Annotated in this window: 18 protein-coding genes, 1 tRNA gene and 1 pseudogene; 4 read left to right on the forward strand and 16 right to left on the reverse strand. The window is 40.3% G+C overall.

Features of this window, described 5'->3' with window-relative positions; translation table 11 throughout:
* The first annotated feature begins 8 nt into the window (after positions 1-8).
* Both htpX and MBUR_RS06455 read left to right on the forward strand, forming a co-directional pair.
* Positions 9-893: a zinc metalloprotease HtpX gene (gene htpX / locus MBUR_RS06450; protein WP_011499322.1), complete on the forward strand. Its 885-nt coding sequence runs from the start codon at positions 9-11 to the stop codon at positions 891-893.
* On the forward strand, positions 893-1,465 hold the full coding sequence (locus tag MBUR_RS06455; RefSeq protein WP_011499323.1) for a PspA-associated protein PspAB: 573 nt from the start codon (positions 893-895) through the stop codon (positions 1,463-1,465). Before htpX ends, MBUR_RS06455 begins: the two co-directional genes overlap by 1 nt.
* A gap of 7 nt (positions 1,466-1,472) precedes the next feature.
* Here MBUR_RS06455 and MBUR_RS06460 read toward each other — a convergent pair whose 3' ends face one another.
* A complete protein-coding gene (locus tag MBUR_RS06460; protein ID WP_011499324.1) occupies positions 1,473-1,751 on the reverse strand; it encodes a PspA-associated protein PspAA in 279 nt (92 codons plus the stop codon).
* Positions 1,748-2,446 (reverse strand): PspA/IM30 family protein, encoded by a 699-nt coding sequence (locus MBUR_RS06465; RefSeq protein ID WP_011499325.1) that lies wholly within the window; start codon positions 2,444-2,446, stop codon positions 1,748-1,750. The genes MBUR_RS06460 and MBUR_RS06465 overlap by 4 nt, the downstream gene beginning before the upstream one ends.
* A 189-nt stretch (positions 2,447-2,635) precedes the next feature.
* Between MBUR_RS06465 and MBUR_RS13825 the strand changes: the two are divergent.
* Positions 2,636-2,826 (forward strand): annotated as a pseudogene (locus MBUR_RS13825) (IS5/IS1182 family transposase); the annotation flags it as partial.
* Between the two features lie 228 nt (positions 2,827-3,054).
* Here the strand turns inward: MBUR_RS13825 and MBUR_RS06470 are convergent.
* The 9 genes from MBUR_RS06470 to MBUR_RS06505 form a co-directional block, all read right to left on the reverse strand.
* Positions 3,055-6,897 (reverse strand): AAA family ATPase, encoded by a 3,843-nt coding sequence (locus tag MBUR_RS06470; protein ID WP_011499326.1) that lies wholly within the window; start codon positions 6,895-6,897, stop codon positions 3,055-3,057.
* Positions 6,884-8,194, reverse strand: coding sequence for a metallophosphoesterase family protein (locus MBUR_RS06475; RefSeq protein WP_011499327.1), 1,311 nt, complete (start codon positions 8,192-8,194; stop codon positions 6,884-6,886). Before MBUR_RS06475 ends, MBUR_RS06470 begins: the two co-directional genes overlap by 14 nt.
* Positions 8,195-8,280: 86 nt before the next feature.
* Complete coding sequence (locus tag MBUR_RS06480) at positions 8,281-8,637, reverse strand: MBL fold metallo-hydrolase (RefSeq protein ID WP_011499328.1); 357 nt, start codon at positions 8,635-8,637, stop codon at positions 8,281-8,283.
* A 6-nt stretch (positions 8,638-8,643) separates the two neighbouring features.
* Positions 8,644-8,799, reverse strand: a complete 156-nt coding sequence (locus MBUR_RS13830) for a hypothetical protein (RefSeq protein ID WP_157196666.1) — start codon at positions 8,797-8,799, stop codon at positions 8,644-8,646.
* 147 nt (positions 8,800-8,946) lie between these two features.
* Positions 8,947-9,018, reverse strand: a tRNA-Thr gene (locus MBUR_RS06485).
* Positions 9,019-9,080: 62 nt separating this feature from the next.
* Positions 9,081-9,602, reverse strand: a complete 522-nt coding sequence (locus MBUR_RS06490; protein WP_011499329.1) for a chorismate--pyruvate lyase family protein — start codon at positions 9,600-9,602, stop codon at positions 9,081-9,083.
* A gap of 33 nt (positions 9,603-9,635) precedes the next feature.
* A complete protein-coding gene (locus tag MBUR_RS06495) occupies positions 9,636-9,977 on the reverse strand; it encodes a DUF5611 family protein (RefSeq protein WP_332244194.1) in 342 nt (113 codons plus the stop codon).
* Between the two features lie 20 nt (positions 9,978-9,997).
* Positions 9,998-11,683 carry an ATP-binding protein gene (locus MBUR_RS13000; RefSeq protein WP_011499331.1) on the reverse strand — a complete coding sequence of 562 codons (1,686 nt, stop codon included), beginning with the start codon at positions 11,681-11,683 and terminating at the stop codon, positions 9,998-10,000.
* A 496-nt stretch (positions 11,684-12,179) separates the two neighbouring features.
* Positions 12,180-12,875 (reverse strand): radical SAM protein, encoded by a 696-nt coding sequence (locus tag MBUR_RS06505; RefSeq protein WP_011499332.1) that lies wholly within the window; start codon positions 12,873-12,875, stop codon positions 12,180-12,182.
* A 159-nt stretch (positions 12,876-13,034) separates the two neighbouring features.
* On the opposite strand from MBUR_RS06505, the gene MBUR_RS06510 reads away from it, so the two are divergent.
* Entirely contained in the window at positions 13,035-13,331 is a 297-nt protein-coding gene (locus MBUR_RS06510; RefSeq protein ID WP_011499333.1) for a hypothetical protein, read from the forward strand.
* A 44-nt stretch (positions 13,332-13,375) separates the two neighbouring features.
* Here MBUR_RS06510 and MBUR_RS06515 read toward each other — a convergent pair whose 3' ends face one another.
* The 5 genes from MBUR_RS06515 to MBUR_RS06535 form a co-directional block, all read right to left on the reverse strand.
* Complete coding sequence (locus tag MBUR_RS06515; RefSeq protein WP_011499334.1) at positions 13,376-14,371, reverse strand: methanogenesis marker 2 protein; 996 nt, start codon at positions 14,369-14,371, stop codon at positions 13,376-13,378.
* Positions 14,372-14,411: 40 nt separating this feature from the next.
* On the reverse strand, positions 14,412-15,350 hold the full coding sequence (gene nifB / locus MBUR_RS06520; RefSeq protein ID WP_011499335.1) for a nitrogenase cofactor biosynthesis protein NifB: 939 nt from the start codon (positions 15,348-15,350) through the stop codon (positions 14,412-14,414).
* A 79-nt stretch (positions 15,351-15,429) separates the two neighbouring features.
* On the reverse strand, positions 15,430-15,780 hold the full coding sequence (gene queD / locus MBUR_RS06525; protein WP_011499336.1) for a 6-carboxytetrahydropterin synthase QueD: 351 nt from the start codon (positions 15,778-15,780) through the stop codon (positions 15,430-15,432).
* A complete protein-coding gene (locus MBUR_RS06530) occupies positions 15,780-16,496 on the reverse strand; it encodes a 7-carboxy-7-deazaguanine synthase QueE (protein WP_011499337.1) in 717 nt (238 codons plus the stop codon). The genes queD and MBUR_RS06530 overlap by 1 nt, the downstream gene beginning before the upstream one ends.
* Entirely contained in the window at positions 16,496-17,053 is a 558-nt protein-coding gene (locus MBUR_RS06535) for a DUF366 family protein (RefSeq protein WP_011499338.1), read from the reverse strand. Before MBUR_RS06535 ends, MBUR_RS06530 begins: the two co-directional genes overlap by 1 nt.
* Positions 17,054-17,061: the final 8 nt, after the last annotated feature.

The raw sequence follows: 17,061 nt of genomic DNA on the forward strand, positions 1-17,061 counted from the left end.
TTATTAATTTGAAATGGAAACATGACAGGGGACTTGAGGGCAGGATGTTGTTGACAATGTTCCTGCTGGCGGCAGTGTATCTAGCATTTCTGGCATTCCTGTTCTATGCGGGTGCGCCTCAGATGTTTATGGTGTTGTTCATAGGCGCATTCATGGGATTACAATACTATTACTCGGACAGGCTGGTGCTCTGGACCATGCATGCCAAGGTCGTTACTGCGCAGGAGGCTCCTGACCTGCACCAGACCATCACCCGGCTATGTGCCATAGCGGACCTGCCAATGCCCAGGGTGGCAGTGGTGAACACCTCAATTCCAAATGCCTTTGCAACTGGAAGGGGTCCCAAAAATGCAGTGGTTGCCGTGACCACGGGTCTGATGGATCAGCTTAACCAGGGTGAACTTGAAGCTGTGCTTGCACATGAGCTGAGCCATGTCAAGAACAGGGATATGGCGATACTGACCATAGCCAGTTTCATATCTACCATGGCATTCTACATAGTCAGGTACAGTTTTTACTTTGGGGGTATGGGAGGCATGGGCGGCAGGAGAAAAGAATCAGGCGGTATTGTTGCTATCTGGATCGTCTCATTGCTGGTATGGATCATAAGTTTCCTGCTGATACGTGCTCTTTCAAGGTACAGGGAATTTGCGGCAGACAAGGGTTCCGCTGTCATCACGGGTCAGCCCTCCAATCTGGCATCGGCACTGACCAAGATCAGCGGGATCATGCCTCGTATTCCCAAGGATGATCTGAGGGAAGTGGAGGGTATGAACGCCTTTTTCATATTCCCGGCAGTTTCAGGTTCTTTCATGAGCCTGTTATCGACCCATCCTACCATAGAAAAAAGGATCGCTGCACTCGAAAAGATACAAAGGGAGCTGGAACTATAATGGGATTTAAAAGCATGTTCGATTCCCTGCTTGGCAGGAGCAAGTTGCCGGAATCGAATACGGAACGTTTGTTCTCTATCTCGACAGCAGTCATTACAATGGAGGTGAACCTGAACCTCCAGCCATCCGGTCAGGCAGGCATCTGTTTTAAGTCCATGTCCCTTTCCCAGTATGAGAACACAAGAAAGGAGATAGAAGGCCTGTTAAGTTACAGCACAAAGGAAACAGGGACAAAGTATCATATCGAGAAGGACAAGTACAACTTTCTCTGGGTGATACTGGACGATAAAGATTTCGAAGACCTTGTCACAAACATACACATGATCAGCCAGACCCTGATAGAGCAGGGATTCTCAGAACAGATATTGTGTGCTGTTTATCGATTTGAGAGCAAAGGACCGGTATACTGGATATATAGTTTCAAGCAGGGTAATTACTATCCTTTCGTACCACTAAAGAATCAGGAAAGGGACAATTCCATGGAGTTGCGGCTCAAATCCCTCATGGATGACGAACTGCCGATCGAGAAAAATGTGGAGAAATGGTATCCCCTCTGGGGGATGCCATTCTGAATCTTTTTTAATCTTCGAGTAGACCGCTTCCGGTAAAGATCTCCGTTGCTTCTTCCAGACTAAGATCTTCAGGCGGAACAATGATGTTGGACTCCACAATACTTGTATCATCCAGTTGCTTTCCATTTGACTTGACCACATTGATGAGCTTTAAAAGTTCAGTTCTGTAATCAGCTTCATTTCCCTTGCCTACAAGCTCCACTATCCTGTTATCAATGCTGTTGAGCTCATCGAACAGACTTCCAGGGACCTCATACTGCCCTTCACCCATTATCCGGATAATCATTTGCCTTCCTCCTGCCTGAGTTTTGCCAGCTCCGTTTCGACATTCGATTCTGCACTTATCTTTGCAAGTTCCCTATCAATGTCATCCCCACTGCTTGTGAAGTCATCAAGGGTGCCTGCATCAATGAGCTCATCAAGGGCAGAGGCACGTGCCTTCATATCTTCTGTCTTGTTCTCTGCTCTCTCAACGGCAAGACCTACATCCGCCATCTCTTCACTGATACCTGATACTGATTCACTAATATTTACCTGGGCCTCAGCAGCTGTATATTGTGCCTTGATCGTCTCTTTCTTCGTCCTGAAAACCTCTACCTTGGTTGAAAGACGTTTCTCAGCAGCCACAAGCTTATCTTGCTCCTTTCCAAGTTCCGCTATCTGCTGGTCAAGTCCCTGGACCTGTATATCCAGTGCTCCCTTGCGCTCAAGAGCAAGTCTTGCAAGGTCTTCCCTGTCACTCTTGATGGCATCTCTTGCCTGCCCTGCCAGTTTATCAATGCTCTGCATCAGCTTTGAACGCTGTAGCTGAAGTCTTTTCTTTGAGGTTGCGACATCAGCGACCCCTCTTTTTACACCCTGTAACATTTCCAGTTGTTTCTCATAGGAATAATCAAGTGTCTCTCTGGGATCCTCCATGCGATTGACGATCTTGTTCATCTTCGCTTTAAGGACGGTTTCCATTCTGTTAAATAAACTCATTTTATCCCTCCCGCTAATATGTGCATGTTAGTCATCAGAACTAACTATTATATGTTATTTGACACGTTTACTATTTCTAAGTTTAGTTCCAGTGGATTTTAAGGATGATTCAAAAAGATGATTATAGAGAATTCCGACAAACCCCCCACACCAGAAATAAAAATAAACAAACAGTTGCAATCATTATATATAGCACCTATTGCCAACTTTGCAATTAAAAAAGAGTAAAACGTCTCGAAGATCTTGATGACAGACTCTCCGAAATCGAATGTCTCATAGATTGGAAACCATTTCGTCCAATCGTAGCAGAAACGTATGGCAACAAAACAAAGTTAGGTGGCAGACCAAATCTTGATGAAATAGTCATGCTCAAGCGGATATATAAATGTGTTAAATTTCTTTTCAAGATCAGCTTGAATGTTTTTTAAAGTATGGATAATTTGCTTATTATTGATCTTTTTATCATCTTCTATGTAATAAGAAACAATGATATGTTCAAATGTACTACCTCCACTAGAACCAATATAAATCACACTAACATAATTGTATAAATGTGATACTCGTTCATTTAATTAGCACAATCGCATCATTATTACACAATCTTGAAATCAGTCTAATTCATTTAACTCAATCACCTTTACTCCATGTACGACATCTCTAAACATTTCCACTGTTCTTGGGTGACAGGTAAAATAAAGCACCTGATTAGACGAACTGAGTTCACTAATAGAACTGATCGCATTTCTGCTTCTTACCGGATCGAAATTGACCAGAATATCATCAAACACTATTGGTAATGACTCTGAATGTTTCCCAAGCTCTTTAATGAACCCAAATCTCAACGCAAGATAAAGTTGTTCGGCTGTCCCTCGACTTAGTTCAACTATATTTTTATGGGTTCCACTCTTATCTTCAACAAAAATATCTGAAGAATCAAGAGGCGAATATATTCGTTCATATTTTCCGCCTGTTATATTGATAAAGAATGACTGTGCCTCAGTAATAACAGCTGGTTGCCTTTCTTTCTCATATCTTTCCATTGCTTTTGAAAGAATATGTTGTGCAATGGAATATGTTGCCCATTCTCTCGACTTCTCATTAAGCTCTTCTTTAAGCATTCCAAGTTCCAGTCTTAACGTAGAGCCTTCGTTATAGCCCTCAAGCTGCGTTATTTGGTTCTTGATACTTCCTTTCTCATTGCTTAGAGATTCAAGTTCATCATCGATCTCATTGATATTTTCAGCAATTTCAGATTCTTGCACTTTCAACAGATCATGCTTTGAATTCTTCAACTCGTCCATAATGATCAGATGTTCATCATCATTTCCGGAAAGCTTCCTTAAATGCAACTCTGCGATATTGTAGCCATTCCTTGCTTGAGAAAGATCATCCCATATCTTTGCATTACTGACAAAATCATCTTCTGAATCAGCAACCCCCTCTTTGAGAAGAGTGGACATATCATTTAAATGATCAAGATGTTTATTCTCAGCTTCCTTGAGACTGAATGAAAGTTTATCCATCTCAGATATCAGGCTATCTAATTGGTTCTTTTCACTAACCGCTTTCTCAACATCATCACGAAGGGTCTCAAGCTCCGTATCAAAACCAAATCCAGAACCCTTTCTTCCACACACATCAAGAGTCCCTCTGATTTTATCCTCATAGACATCTATAGAGCTAGTATACGATTCGATATTTTCAGCAAGATTCTTGATATTGTCTTGAATTTCATAACAATTTCTAATAGCTGCAAAGATATCAAGGATGCTTTCAGTTGTCATATTTGAAGAAAGATCATACTTTGCCAGCCATTCCTTCCATTTATTCAAAACGACACTTCTTTCAGCTTCTTTTTCCTTAAGAGCAACATTCAGCATTTCAGACTGTTCAACAAGCTCTTCATGGTCCTGTTGCAACTGTTCGACCTTCCCAGTATTTGCGTATTCAGCATTCACATCATCATGTAGCTTAATTATATCTAGATCAATGGGACGCCCAGTAATATCACATTTACATAGGTCAAGCAGTTTCTTAGCATCCTCCTCGAAATCCTCTACGGACTTTTCACACATTAGTAGCTGAGAATGAAGATCATTGATTACCGCCTGCTTGTCTTTTCCTTCTCGAACAAGAGCAAACTTGTCGGAGATATTATCAGGTGCTAGCTCAACATCCAGATTGCAGGAAATAAGCCATTCATTCCATTCTATCTGAATATTTTGGTAAGAATACCTCATATCATCAAGTTTTGCTTCTAAAAAAGCATATTGATCACTTGATGCTTTCTTATCTTTTTCAAGTTTATCTCTCTCCAAATTGAGATATGAAATCGTCTTAAGACCAAGAGCATATTCCTTAAGATCATCATATCTCTCTTCAAGTACAGATATCTCAGGGATAGCTTTAAAGTTACAAAAGATAGCATCCGAAAGCATCTGTTCACGAATGGATTGGATTTCTCGTTTTGCCTGTTCTTTTACATTATCTTGTCGAGCAGTATCCACATTAATTGCAGGAACTTGTGCACTTATACCTGATTTTCTTAAAGATATAAAATATATGATTGCTACAATAAACAGAACAATACATACAATAATTCCACCATGCAAATTCTCATAAACAAAACCCGCGGCAAGAACTGCAAAACCCAAAACTACAAAAGCACCTGCAGGCCACATAGGCATATGTTGGCTTACTGTAACAGGCACTTTTCCCATTATGGAAGCAAAATTATCGTCCCTCTCCAAAGACTTAAGGTCCATCTCTTTTTCTTTAAGATAAGGATATTTTGCCCGCAGACCCTTCAAACAAGCAAGCATTTCACGAAGGTTATCTTCAGGGATCTTCATATTGATAGCATTGATCTTAGAATCGATTTTGAGAATATTATTATTAATCCTATTGATTTCAAGCATTGCCCATTCAAGCTTTGCTTCAAGATCGTGAATATTCAATTCTGCATTCTTAAAATTAGATGCCATGGCATTGGAATATTCTTTTGCACTACTGGAAAGATGGAAATCCCCTAATGAAGATTCATCCCAATTACTTCCAATATCCTGCAATATATCAGTAAGCTCTTTCTTTTTACTATCCAGTTTTGTCTCATTAGAGATTATTTGTCCGACATTTGCTTGATATCCTACTACCCGATCGGCTATGTTCAAAATTGCAGACCGTTGCTTCAACAGTTTCCCAGAAACAACCTCATGTTTCTTATTTATTCTTGAGATCAAATCTTCGATCCTTTTGAGATTTTGGCGCGTATTCTTAATCTCATCATCGATTGCCTGTAGTTCACTATGCCGCTTGCGTACAGTATCAATTGCAGGTATAGATCGGTCAAATCCATTCAACTTTCCCTCATCCCAATCCGGTCCAAGTTCCTGAAGCAGAGAGTCAAACCTTTTCTTTTCCGTTTGCAATGAAACTTTCACTTTTGGAAGTTCTTCTTTTTCTGCTCTGTATTTTTCAATTCCCTTACCTAACTCAAATATTATATCCTTTTGTAAGAGCAGAGATTCATCTACAGCAATATTGCTTTGCTCTTTTCTGTTTCTCTCAATAGAGCTATTCAAGCCTGCAATGTTCTCATAAAGTTCCTGGATCTTCCCTTTGATACCAGTATATCGATTAAGCCCATTATCGGGAAAAGATTCGAGTTTCGGAAGCTCTTCTATCTTGTTGCCATGAGTCTGAAGATCTACCCAGTCATCCCACACGGACAAAAGAGATCTTACATGTTCCTGTTTTTCAAGGAGGGCTGATTTTTTATTCTTAAGATCACTTATCTCTTTTTCCTTATATCGGATATCATTGTGCAACTGATCATATGCATACTGCCCGTCTTCAATATCGTTTATTTCCTGTTCGATTTTATTTAGTTCAGTGAAAAGAGTATTGATCTGTGGCTTCTTTCCTGTGGGTTTGAATATGGCTCCTTTTTTTTTCTCAAATAAATTTTGTATATATGGTATCGAAGCAGCTCCAATGCCGGTTCCTGCACTATATAATTTCCCATTTATCGAATCGCCATTTAGTTTATTAAAATCTTGGAGCTCATCTAGACCGAAAGCATAGACATTTTCAAAAACATCCTTGTCAGCATTTCCAAGTATCTTTCCAATTTCGTTTTCATCTTTAATGATACCATCGGGAAGATAAATATTCAAGCCATTTTGTGCATACCTTTCAATTGTATAACCAATCCCAGCATCTACCTGAATTGAAAGTCTCCCACCATGCAGTCCTCCCTTAAAAGGTGGGTAATGGTTTATGTTACTTCTTTTATCAGGAAAACCAAAAAACATTCTTCTTATAAATGAGAGCAAAGTGGATTTTCCTGCTTCATTTTCACCATGCAGTACAGTTAATCCTTCTCCTAGGTCATTGATAGAAAAATCATTAAACTTACCAAAACCATCTATATTCAGATCAGTTATTCTCATACTCACCCTCCGAGATCAGTTTTTCCAGAAGCAATTCTTCTGCATTTCTTGCGATCCTGATCCGCTCATCTTCATCAAGTGGCATTAGAATATGTCTTATTTTTCCTTTCCCAAAAAGAGGATGTAATGAGTCATCAAGTTTCATCAGACCCTCGTTATCAGAGCATATCTCATCAGTTATGCTCAAAAGATCCGAAATAAAGTCTTGTCTGTTCAAAAGGCTTTCACGTTCGATAGGAAATGATGTTTTATCTTGCAGTCTTTCCACCCAAACTGAGCCGGAACCAACGTCATAGTCATCCCTCAGATGTTGCACAAGATCATTCAATGAATCATCTTTCATCAGAAATCGCTTCAAAGGGCTTCTCCCGCGAAGTATGAATCTACTAATAATATACCTACCCTCTGCAATTTCAGATAGTTTATCCATTGTTTCTTCAAGCAATTCAATAAGTTCCGCTTCAGTCTCAAGTCCATCAACATACAATTCTTCAACATACCAACGAACAGAATCAACGGGAACAAAATCAAGTTTTATATTGCCTTTTTGATCCACTTCGACTAACGTACATCCCCTTTCTCCCAATTCTCCAGGATTTCTACCCTGTGGATTGCCGGAATAGACGATATAAGGGTCAGTTTCCAGGACCTGTGGATAATGTATGTGACCAAGGGCCCAATAATCATAATTTGTTTCTTTAAGGTCCTGGATACTGCATGGTGCATAAGGATAATGCCCTCCTCCTGAATCAACTGTACAATGAAGCATCCCAATGGTAAATGGAGATAAAGCATCCTTTTTCTGGAAACGTTTTGCCAGATTTTCTTGAATGTGTTTTGTCCGATAACTAATTCCATTGATGGAAGCTATCACATTGCCATCCTTTTCCACAAAAACAGTTTCTACATCATCACCACTGAAAATTTTCACATTAGCAGGCCATTCAAGACTTGCAGACCATCCATTTAGTGGATCATGATTCCCATGTGTTATGTATGCTGCAATACCTGCAGATGAAAGTCGCTTGAGACCTTCGAGGAACTTGAGTTGGGCATAAAGACTTTTATCAGCACTATCATAGATATCACCTGAAATCAGAAGGAAGTCTGCATTTTTTTCAATGCAAAGATCAATGATATTGTTATAGGCATCAAATGTTGCCTTCGCCATCACCTGACTAAGTTTAGTATTGATTTCTGAAAGTCCAAGGAAAGGACTATCTAGATGAAGGTCAGCTGCATGTACAAAGATGAGATTACTACCATCTTTGATCTTTGATCTTTTTTTCGTGGTCATATGAAGAGAACCTTTTGAAATATTCCACTCTATCTATATAAAAATAATTATTTAAAACTTATGAAATCATATTGACAAACAATTGGTCACAATGCAGACTTGAAGTTGCCACACACCTCACTATGAAACGCAATAACCTCATCAGTCCCGATCTCTCCTGGCATCATAATTGTATAATTTCTGGGATGGATATACTCTTCCTTTCTCCTATCGACCCTTAATAATTGATCATTTCGATTATAGAAAGTATAAGCTTCACAAGCATCGATAAAATCATTATCTCCCGTACCAAGATACAGCAAACACTGCAATATCGTCTTAGTACCTTTGGTGCAGTAGATCGGAATATCCGTTCTCAAAATATGAATATATTGTGCATGATCACCATGAGTATGCGAAATAAGTACTGCATCCACGACCCTATATTCCTTCTCTCTGTCCATGTGATGTCAATAATCCTCTCGATAGATGCCTTCCATTTCAGGCAACAAACCTATCTCAAAATTAGTATCAAGCATTTTCCTAATGAGATGCAATTGATAAAGGTACTTGGATACACTTGCAGCACTTAGATCCTCTGCAAAAAGGTCATTTGCATAATTCAAAAGGTGGTCTTTATCAATTTCAGAATAAGATGCATTTGAGATGCGAGTTTCAATAGACTTTAGTCTCTATTGTGGTCATATAATACCAGGTTACCCACTTTTTTTGAACCTATCAAAGCAGGTGAGAGCCTTTAACTAGAAATAGAAAGCCTCGGGCGTGATTTGAACACGCGACCTCGTCCTTACCAAGGACGCGCTATACCCCTAAGCCACCGAGGCATCATTATCAATGGGTACAACTCCTTGATACACAAAATCAAATATGAAGCTTTCGGTTGGGTTTATAAATTCCAGCGTTCATCCACTGGGAACCTCTCATTTATCCACATCATTGTATTGTTATCATGGACTATGTGGTAGGAGCGTGAAAGTACTCTACTGATATCGAAAATTGGGTCATCATCAGTAATATTAATGTTATCGAAGTCCCTGCGGGTCTCAATGCCGCTGTTCCTCAATATCTTGCCAATAGGGATATCTGCGCGCATCATATCCTGACGAATATTACCAGGCATTCTCTCAATAGGAGACAATGACAAAGCCCTCACAAAAGGAATATCACCTGCAAAAAGGGTGACCAAACGATAGTTCACGTCTGATCCCTCCGGGACCTTCAACAGAGAAGACATCTCAGTATCTGCTTTAACGATGTGCTGTGCTTCAGTGACCACTGAAACATCCTTGCGGGTCATTATCTCCAAAAGGAAGGTCACAGAACCATCAGTGCCAGCACACACCCTCAGGCAGGTAGGGATATCAAATACCTTGAGATCCCTTAGGAATTCCGAATTAACGAATGTCACTACTGATCAATATCCGAACTTTTTTTAATATCATTACTTTGAAACTGCTTTCTTTGCCTGGTTTCGGCGTTCCTTAGCAGTATATCCGGTCGCGAGCAAAAGGAAGTCCCGGAAACGCTTGTTCGTATCAAGGATCAGGTCATCGTCATCAGAAGAAACATCCATGACAGTATCCACTACAAGCATCTTGCCATTCATAGAAACAGACAACTCCTTAATAACACCATACGAAATAGAGAGCTTATCTCCATCTCGATCGATGTCAACTGGGAAACATTTGCCTACCTCTTCATAGATCCGTTCGATATCCGGAGAAAAACCACGTTTTAACTTGTATTCCTGCATTGCAATCTCTTTTGTAAATACATTGAACACGAATAAGTATTCCGGTGAGATTACCTGGATTTCTTCAAAATAACCCAAAAGGCACAACCTTTTCCATCAGGATTGTCATCTACACCCACCTGACCGTTATGAAGTTCAGCTATCCTCTTAACAATTGCAAGCCCCAGTCCCGCACCTTTGATATGAACGGAATTAAGTCTGGTGAACCTTTCAAAAACAAACGGTTTGTCCTCATCAAGAACCCCAATTCCATTGTCCTTGACGAGCACTTTACACATATCACCGAGATCATCGACATCGAACTCTACTTTAGACCCTTCAGGACTATACTTTATCGCATTCGAAAGATAGTTGGCGAACACCGTGTCAACCATTGGATTCGCATAAACATGCCATTCCCCACTAACAGCTATCGAGACGTCTATCGACTTCTTGCTGGAATGGGGCTCAAAATCCTCAATTACATTCTTCAGAATGGGAATAAGATCGAGCCTCTCAAAAACAATATCTTCGATCGACTCCAGCTTTGCATATTTAGATGCCGATTCAATGAGATCGATTATCTTATTGTTGTTCTTGCGGATCATTCGCACATATTTTTCCATCATCGAACCCTCCACCTGTTTGGACAAGAGCTCAGAATAACCTTTGACAACTCCAGCAGGATTCATCAGATCATGGCGTAAAATATCAACGAACACATCCTTAGTATCATGGAGGCATTTCAGCTCTTTATTCGTACGTGAGAGATGTTCAATGTGCTTTCTTTCAGACATATCCCTGGAAGTAATAAGGACAACGGGCTTTTCTTCATAATCAATAAGCCTGCAATTAAGCTCAACTGGAATGCACACCCCATCCCTTGTATTGCAGAAAGATTCTAAAAGAATAGAAGGTTTCTTCTCGGAATCTTTCAGAATATTGATCGTTTCTGTAAGGGAACCACCATCATAGATCATAGAGTGGTCCATACCAAGCAACTCAAAGTACGAATAACCTAGCACATCACATGCAACCTGGTTTATCTCCCATATCTTCCCATCGAGATCAAAGATGACCATTGGATCACTTGTATTCTCGAAAAGGGTCTTGAATTTGAATTCGGTCTTGCCCATATACATGGTGGCTGACCGAACAAGACCATTCAGTTTTTCAGCATTTGCTTGTATCTCTTCGATCGCATGTATTCGTTCCTCATTTACCTCACCATCAAGGAGAAGATCCGTATATTTTTTAATCGATTCTGAAGGACTTAGAAGATAACGCTCAGAACGCTCACAAAGGGCATTATCAAAAGAAATATAGCCGTGGTCCCCAAACAAAGATAGAGAGTCTTTGGACTTCATCTGGTCAGTGATATCATAAAAGTAGCCTATCCAGCCTTCATTATAAATATCAGAACTAATAGGAGACAATCGGTGTTCCAGCCACCTATGGCCAACACCGTTTTTGAGAGGAGTATGTAGAACGACCCTTTCGCCATTGCAAAGTTGGTCAGTCACATCGAAATGACGAAAACATTCAGAGGAATTAGAGATAGAAGAAAGTATCTGAGATATTTCTACCCCCACAACATGGTTTATCTGTCCACATAGCTCATGCATCAAGAAGTGATTTGCCCATTTCACCTTCAAATCACTATCTAATACAGCCACACCGACCTTTAAGTGATCTAAAATATCACTGGTCAATACGTTGTAGATGCATTCGATGTGCTTTACCGCATCATATTCCACCGTTTGGCTCCACATAATAGTTAAAGTATATTAACAAACTGTTTACCTGCCATAAATAGGTCCATTGTATTATTAAAACATATCCATTAAATTAGATGTGTAGTTAATTCGTACAAATTTGAACATATTGTAGCCATATACATATAACCCCCTTATTTCCAGTGGACATATTCAAAACAAATGAGGACATTTTACACGAATTAACATAATCGAAAAATGTAATATATTTAATAATATATATTAAAGCAAGGTAATATGATCGTTTCATATAATACCACCACCAACACACCCAAAATAATTATCAGCCGTTCAAAATTAGACTTATTTTTACTTGATATTTTTAATTTCAAAGGATTTTATTACCTATATGAGTATAATTCCACATATATTTTGTAGAGAAATGAGAACATACAAGTGGACATAAAAATATAATAATAATTGATGAATAAAAATTAGAGAGGAAGTTTATGGACATGACTTGTGTCCAGAATTAGATTTATTTTTCAAGAACCAATTTTCCATTAACACCCATCAGAATAACACGAGGTACGACCAAAAGAGTCTTCTTTCCAATATTTTCCAGATCATCCCAGGAAGGAACAGCACTTTCAAACTCCCGGAATGGAAGATCGAAATCAGGGTTGCTCAGGAACTGATAGAACAGAACTTCAGAAGCACCCTCCATATATGGGAACAAAGAAGATAAAGTCCCAGGATCCACATAACCAGGAATTACACGTACCCATATACGCAGCCACTTTTTGTGAGCAATCTCAAGAGACTCACTTAAAAGACCCACATATTTCTTAGTCTTCTCTTCAGACATACACGTCAGCTCCATAATAGCCTTCAAGTTATCAAGAGGTGCTTTCAATTCCAGGACAAAACCATGTACATAAGGCAATGCATCTTCCAGCACTCCCGGTTTCATCCCATTGGATTTTAACAGAACCTCTTTTCCAACTTCATTAAGTGCTTTTATGAGAGGAATAAGCTCTTTTTGTAATGTCGGCTCAGCCCCACCAAGGTGAACTGCCTTAGAAAGGGAATTTTTGGCAAGATCGACCACTTCTTCCACAGACACTTCTTTGAAAGGCTGATGAATATGAACACAATAAGGACATTTCATATTGCATCCAAAAAACTCTATACGAATCATTCCATTAGAATCAGATATATCTATCAATCGCATCTATATCCTCCATTTACAACATTATTACATTGAATAGTAAGATTTTCAGCAAAGAATATTAACCTATGTAAATACCACTCCAGCCTTTCAGCCCGACATCGCAGCGATTACTATTTATGCAGAACATGCCATCAATTCATTAAACCCAAGGTGATTATAATGCCAAAAAAACTAACAATTGGAGATCTCGAAAGAAGGAAAGAGAAGATAGAGATAGAAGAAGAACTTGGCGAAAAGCTCGAAGAACTTTATGACATAATAATGCCACCGGGAACTCCATCTTATATAATGTATGACATGATCGAAGAGTTCGAACTGGAACCTGTCGAAAGGAAACTTACTGTCAACATCGTGGAATGTGACGAAAGGAACGTTATAGTCCTTAGAGGAAAACTCGAGGTCGTAAAAGAAGCAGAACAGTATTATTTCAAAGAGATGAAAGAATATATCAACTAAAACTTATCTGATAAAAGGAATGGCCTGATGGCAGTGCCACAGAGTCATTCACCATCTTCTACACTCAATCCAATTCCAGTTATAGTATCAGAGTTCAGGTCAAAGACAACTGCTTTTTGTTCCCCCGAGTATATATCCACGAGACCTGAGTCATTGATGTTTCCAACTACCGCTGCAGTTATGCCGACATCTTCAAAGATACGGATACATTCATCGCAGTTCTCCGGTTTTGTGGTAATGACATAACCAGTAGCAGGGTATATCTTAAGCCATTGTTCAAGCTCAAGATATTCTGGGATCGGGATCTTATCGACATCCACGGATGCACCGACCTTGCTGGTCTCACATAACATACCCAGAGTTCCGATGGTACCGGGATTACTGATATCCTTTCCTGCGATCGCCAATTTCTTTTCAGCAATGGTCTGCATTACAAGGAAGCGGTCACGAACTGTCTGAGCATCCTTGAAAGATGTGGTATCCCAGCTGTAAGGGGAATTTTTCCCGACCCGACCATCCATATCATAGGCAACAATTATCGAATCTCCGGGTTTTGCCATATCACTTCTGATAAGACAGTCCTTTTTGGCGACTCCGATTATAGCGACCCCAAGAGAATTGTAAGGGGTGTCGGGGTGAATATGACCACCCACCATGGGAACACCGAACTTCTTCACGCCGTCCTTTATGCCCCGCATCATCTCTTTGCAGGCATCCGTGTCACAAGAGGACATGACATTGACCATTGCAACTGGCCTTCCACCCATTGCAGAGATATCATTTACATTGACAACTACGGAAGTGTACCCTGTCCACCATTGGCTTTCCATTGCGATCTTACCCCAGATAGCATCAGCAGCGAACAGGATCACCTCATCACCACCAGTATCCAGGACCGCAGCATCATCGCCAAAGTCAACGATCGTCTCGCTGTATTCACTACGGACATCCTCGAAAATGTTCACAATATCAGCAATGGGCTTTTTACGGGTCACACCTTCAAAATTTCGAAGATTCGAAGCTAATTGTTCAATATCCAATAGGATCCACCCTTTAATGTCCATAAAAAAGAATGAAAGATCATTCACTGTGATCTTTCTTTTCGATCGACTCCATCTTTATGACGTTCCTGCGCTCTTCACTCATCTGTGAAAGGTCCTTACCGATAAGACCGTAAGCATCAGACCTGCATTGGCGACAGTGCCTCATCTGCTGTACATAAGGTTCACAGGAGTCCTGCATCTCTTTACGTACTTCATTGGATGGAGGTTCCATGTCCGCGAACTTTGCCTGACATATGAGAGGCATGATGTTCATGATGAAAACACCCATTTCGCGTATTTTCTTTGCAACCTCTACAATATGATCTTTATTGATCTCAGGGATCAGGACGGTGTTCACTTTTATGACCATCCCTGCCTCAACAGCTTTTTTGATTCCTTCAAGCTGGTTGGCAATGAGGATCTCTGCAGCTTCAACGCCTGTATAGGATTTGCCTTTGTAAGAGATATGGTCAACTATCTGTGCCTGGATCTTAGGATCGATGGCATTAAGGGTCACAGTAAGTGTGCTGACCCCTACCCTAAGAAGCTCATCCATTTTATCCGGCAGAGCAAGACCATTGGTACTAAGACAAAGAGTTACATCAGGGAACTCGTTCTTGATCAGCTCCAGAGTCTCAAAGGTCTCATCGTTAGCCAGCGGGTCACCAGGACCCGCCACAGCTACCACCTTAATGAAAGGATGGTCTTTGAGAACCTGCCGAGTCTTTTCAAGGGCTTCCTGTGGAGTTAATATTTCACTTGTCACACCAGGGCGGCTTTCGTTCACACAATCAAACTTACGGTCACAATAGTTGCACTGGATATTGCATTTTGGAGCAACAGCCAAATGTATTCGACCAAATTTATGCTGCGCGTTCTTATCATAACATGGATGTTCTGAGATCTTACGCAGAATTTCACGATCCACATCATTTACATCATGACATTCTTCATTGATTTTATCAGTATCAGGCAAAATATGTCCTCCGGCATTAATAAAAAATCTGAACTTAAATTAAGACCCTTAAAGATATAGATATAGGTTTTGGAATATCTCACTCAAAACCGTTCAATTCACACCATTTCCCATGACCTTCCCATACCTTCACAGATACTGGAAGCCCAAGCTGCTCAAAAAGCTGACCATGCATGTGTTCACAGATATTTTCAGCACTTGGGAAAGGAAGAACGTCATTCAAAAGCTTATGGTCGTATGTTTTGAGGATCTCCTTTACGATCTTCTTGATAATGTAAAAATCCATGACCATTCCATTCTCTTGTTTCTCGCCTTCTAGAACTACCTCTATTTTATAAGTGTGGCCGTGAACTATACCACAGGTCTCGTGTTCCGGCAAATAGTGTGCACTGTCAATATATTCTATTATTCCAAGTCTCATTTTTGTCATTATAAGCAACCCCACATTTTGTGTGTCTGAGGAATTATTAATGTATCCACTGAATCAAGCAGATTTTTTTGCAATTGAAGCAAAAATTCAATGCCTGATGAAAAATTATTTTGTGTAACCGGTTGAAGCACAACACAGGAAACATAGTCTGATATAGCATCCACCATCCTGTATACATCATCCGGAACGGTATCCTTTGTGACCACCAGTTTACAGAAACATTCCCTGTCCTTTGTCTGTCTGAGTGTTCTAAAGCATTCGATGGTCTGTTCAAGATGTGTCACAAGGTCCTCACCTTCGAACTCATCTATGAGCTTAATGTCCCCTGAAACGTAAGAGACCTTATCTTTGATCTTTTCCGCCATATGAGGCAATGTCATGTTCGATTCCAGATACAATAGATGAGGGATATCCATCTTGGAAATGAAATCCGCATGAAGAAGAGGTTCGCCACCGGTCAGGGAAACTGAATGGATATTGCCATAATTACCAAGGAGCTCACTTACCTGAGAGGTCACCAGAGGATTCGGGATGTTCTCAAAGCTGTTCGAACCCGGTGTTCTTTCAAACATGCAGACACTGGGGTCTGCCGGTTCGGTATCACAATAGGAACAATTCAGATTGCATCCAATGAAACGCACGAATGCCTGCCTCACACCAACATGAGGACCTTCACCCTGAACAGAACAGAAGATCTCACTGATAGGAGCTTCCATTAGATCACATCCAGAGGACGTGATTTTCGCAGGTCCTTTTCAATGTCATGGATCTCAGCAACATATCGTTTGCCAATATCAGCAAGTAAGCTTACTGCCTTGTTCTCATCGATCCCAATATCATTGAGGTTACCATAGAAGTCGTGGTAGACATTGATTCCAAAATGGATCTTCTGGGATACTGACGAAGTACTTGCAATTGAAATTGTCAACTTTTTGCCATTTACAAAAAGATCATCCCCCTGCCGAGTGGTAACTATACCAGTATCAGAGAGAGATTCTGCAACAATTGAAGTAAAGAGCCGCTGTCTTGCATAGACCAATTTAAGGTCTGTGGAATCGAAGTGCTCTATCAAGAAATGTAGCATATCCGTAGAATAGATAGAATCGCCCATCCTTTTGTCTTCGAGGTCTATCATATGTTCTATCTTGACATCGCATCCGCCTCGGAAGGCAACGATGGAATCATACTGAACGCCTTTCAGGTTATAAGCCCAGAGAGAAGATATCTGGCTGCCATCATAATGTACTTTTTCATCTAGAACGATACATTCCATTACAAACA

The organism is Methanococcoides burtonii DSM 6242, from assembly GCF_000013725.1.
Lineage (GTDB): Archaea > Halobacteriota > Methanosarcinia > Methanosarcinales > Methanosarcinaceae > Methanococcoides > Methanococcoides burtonii.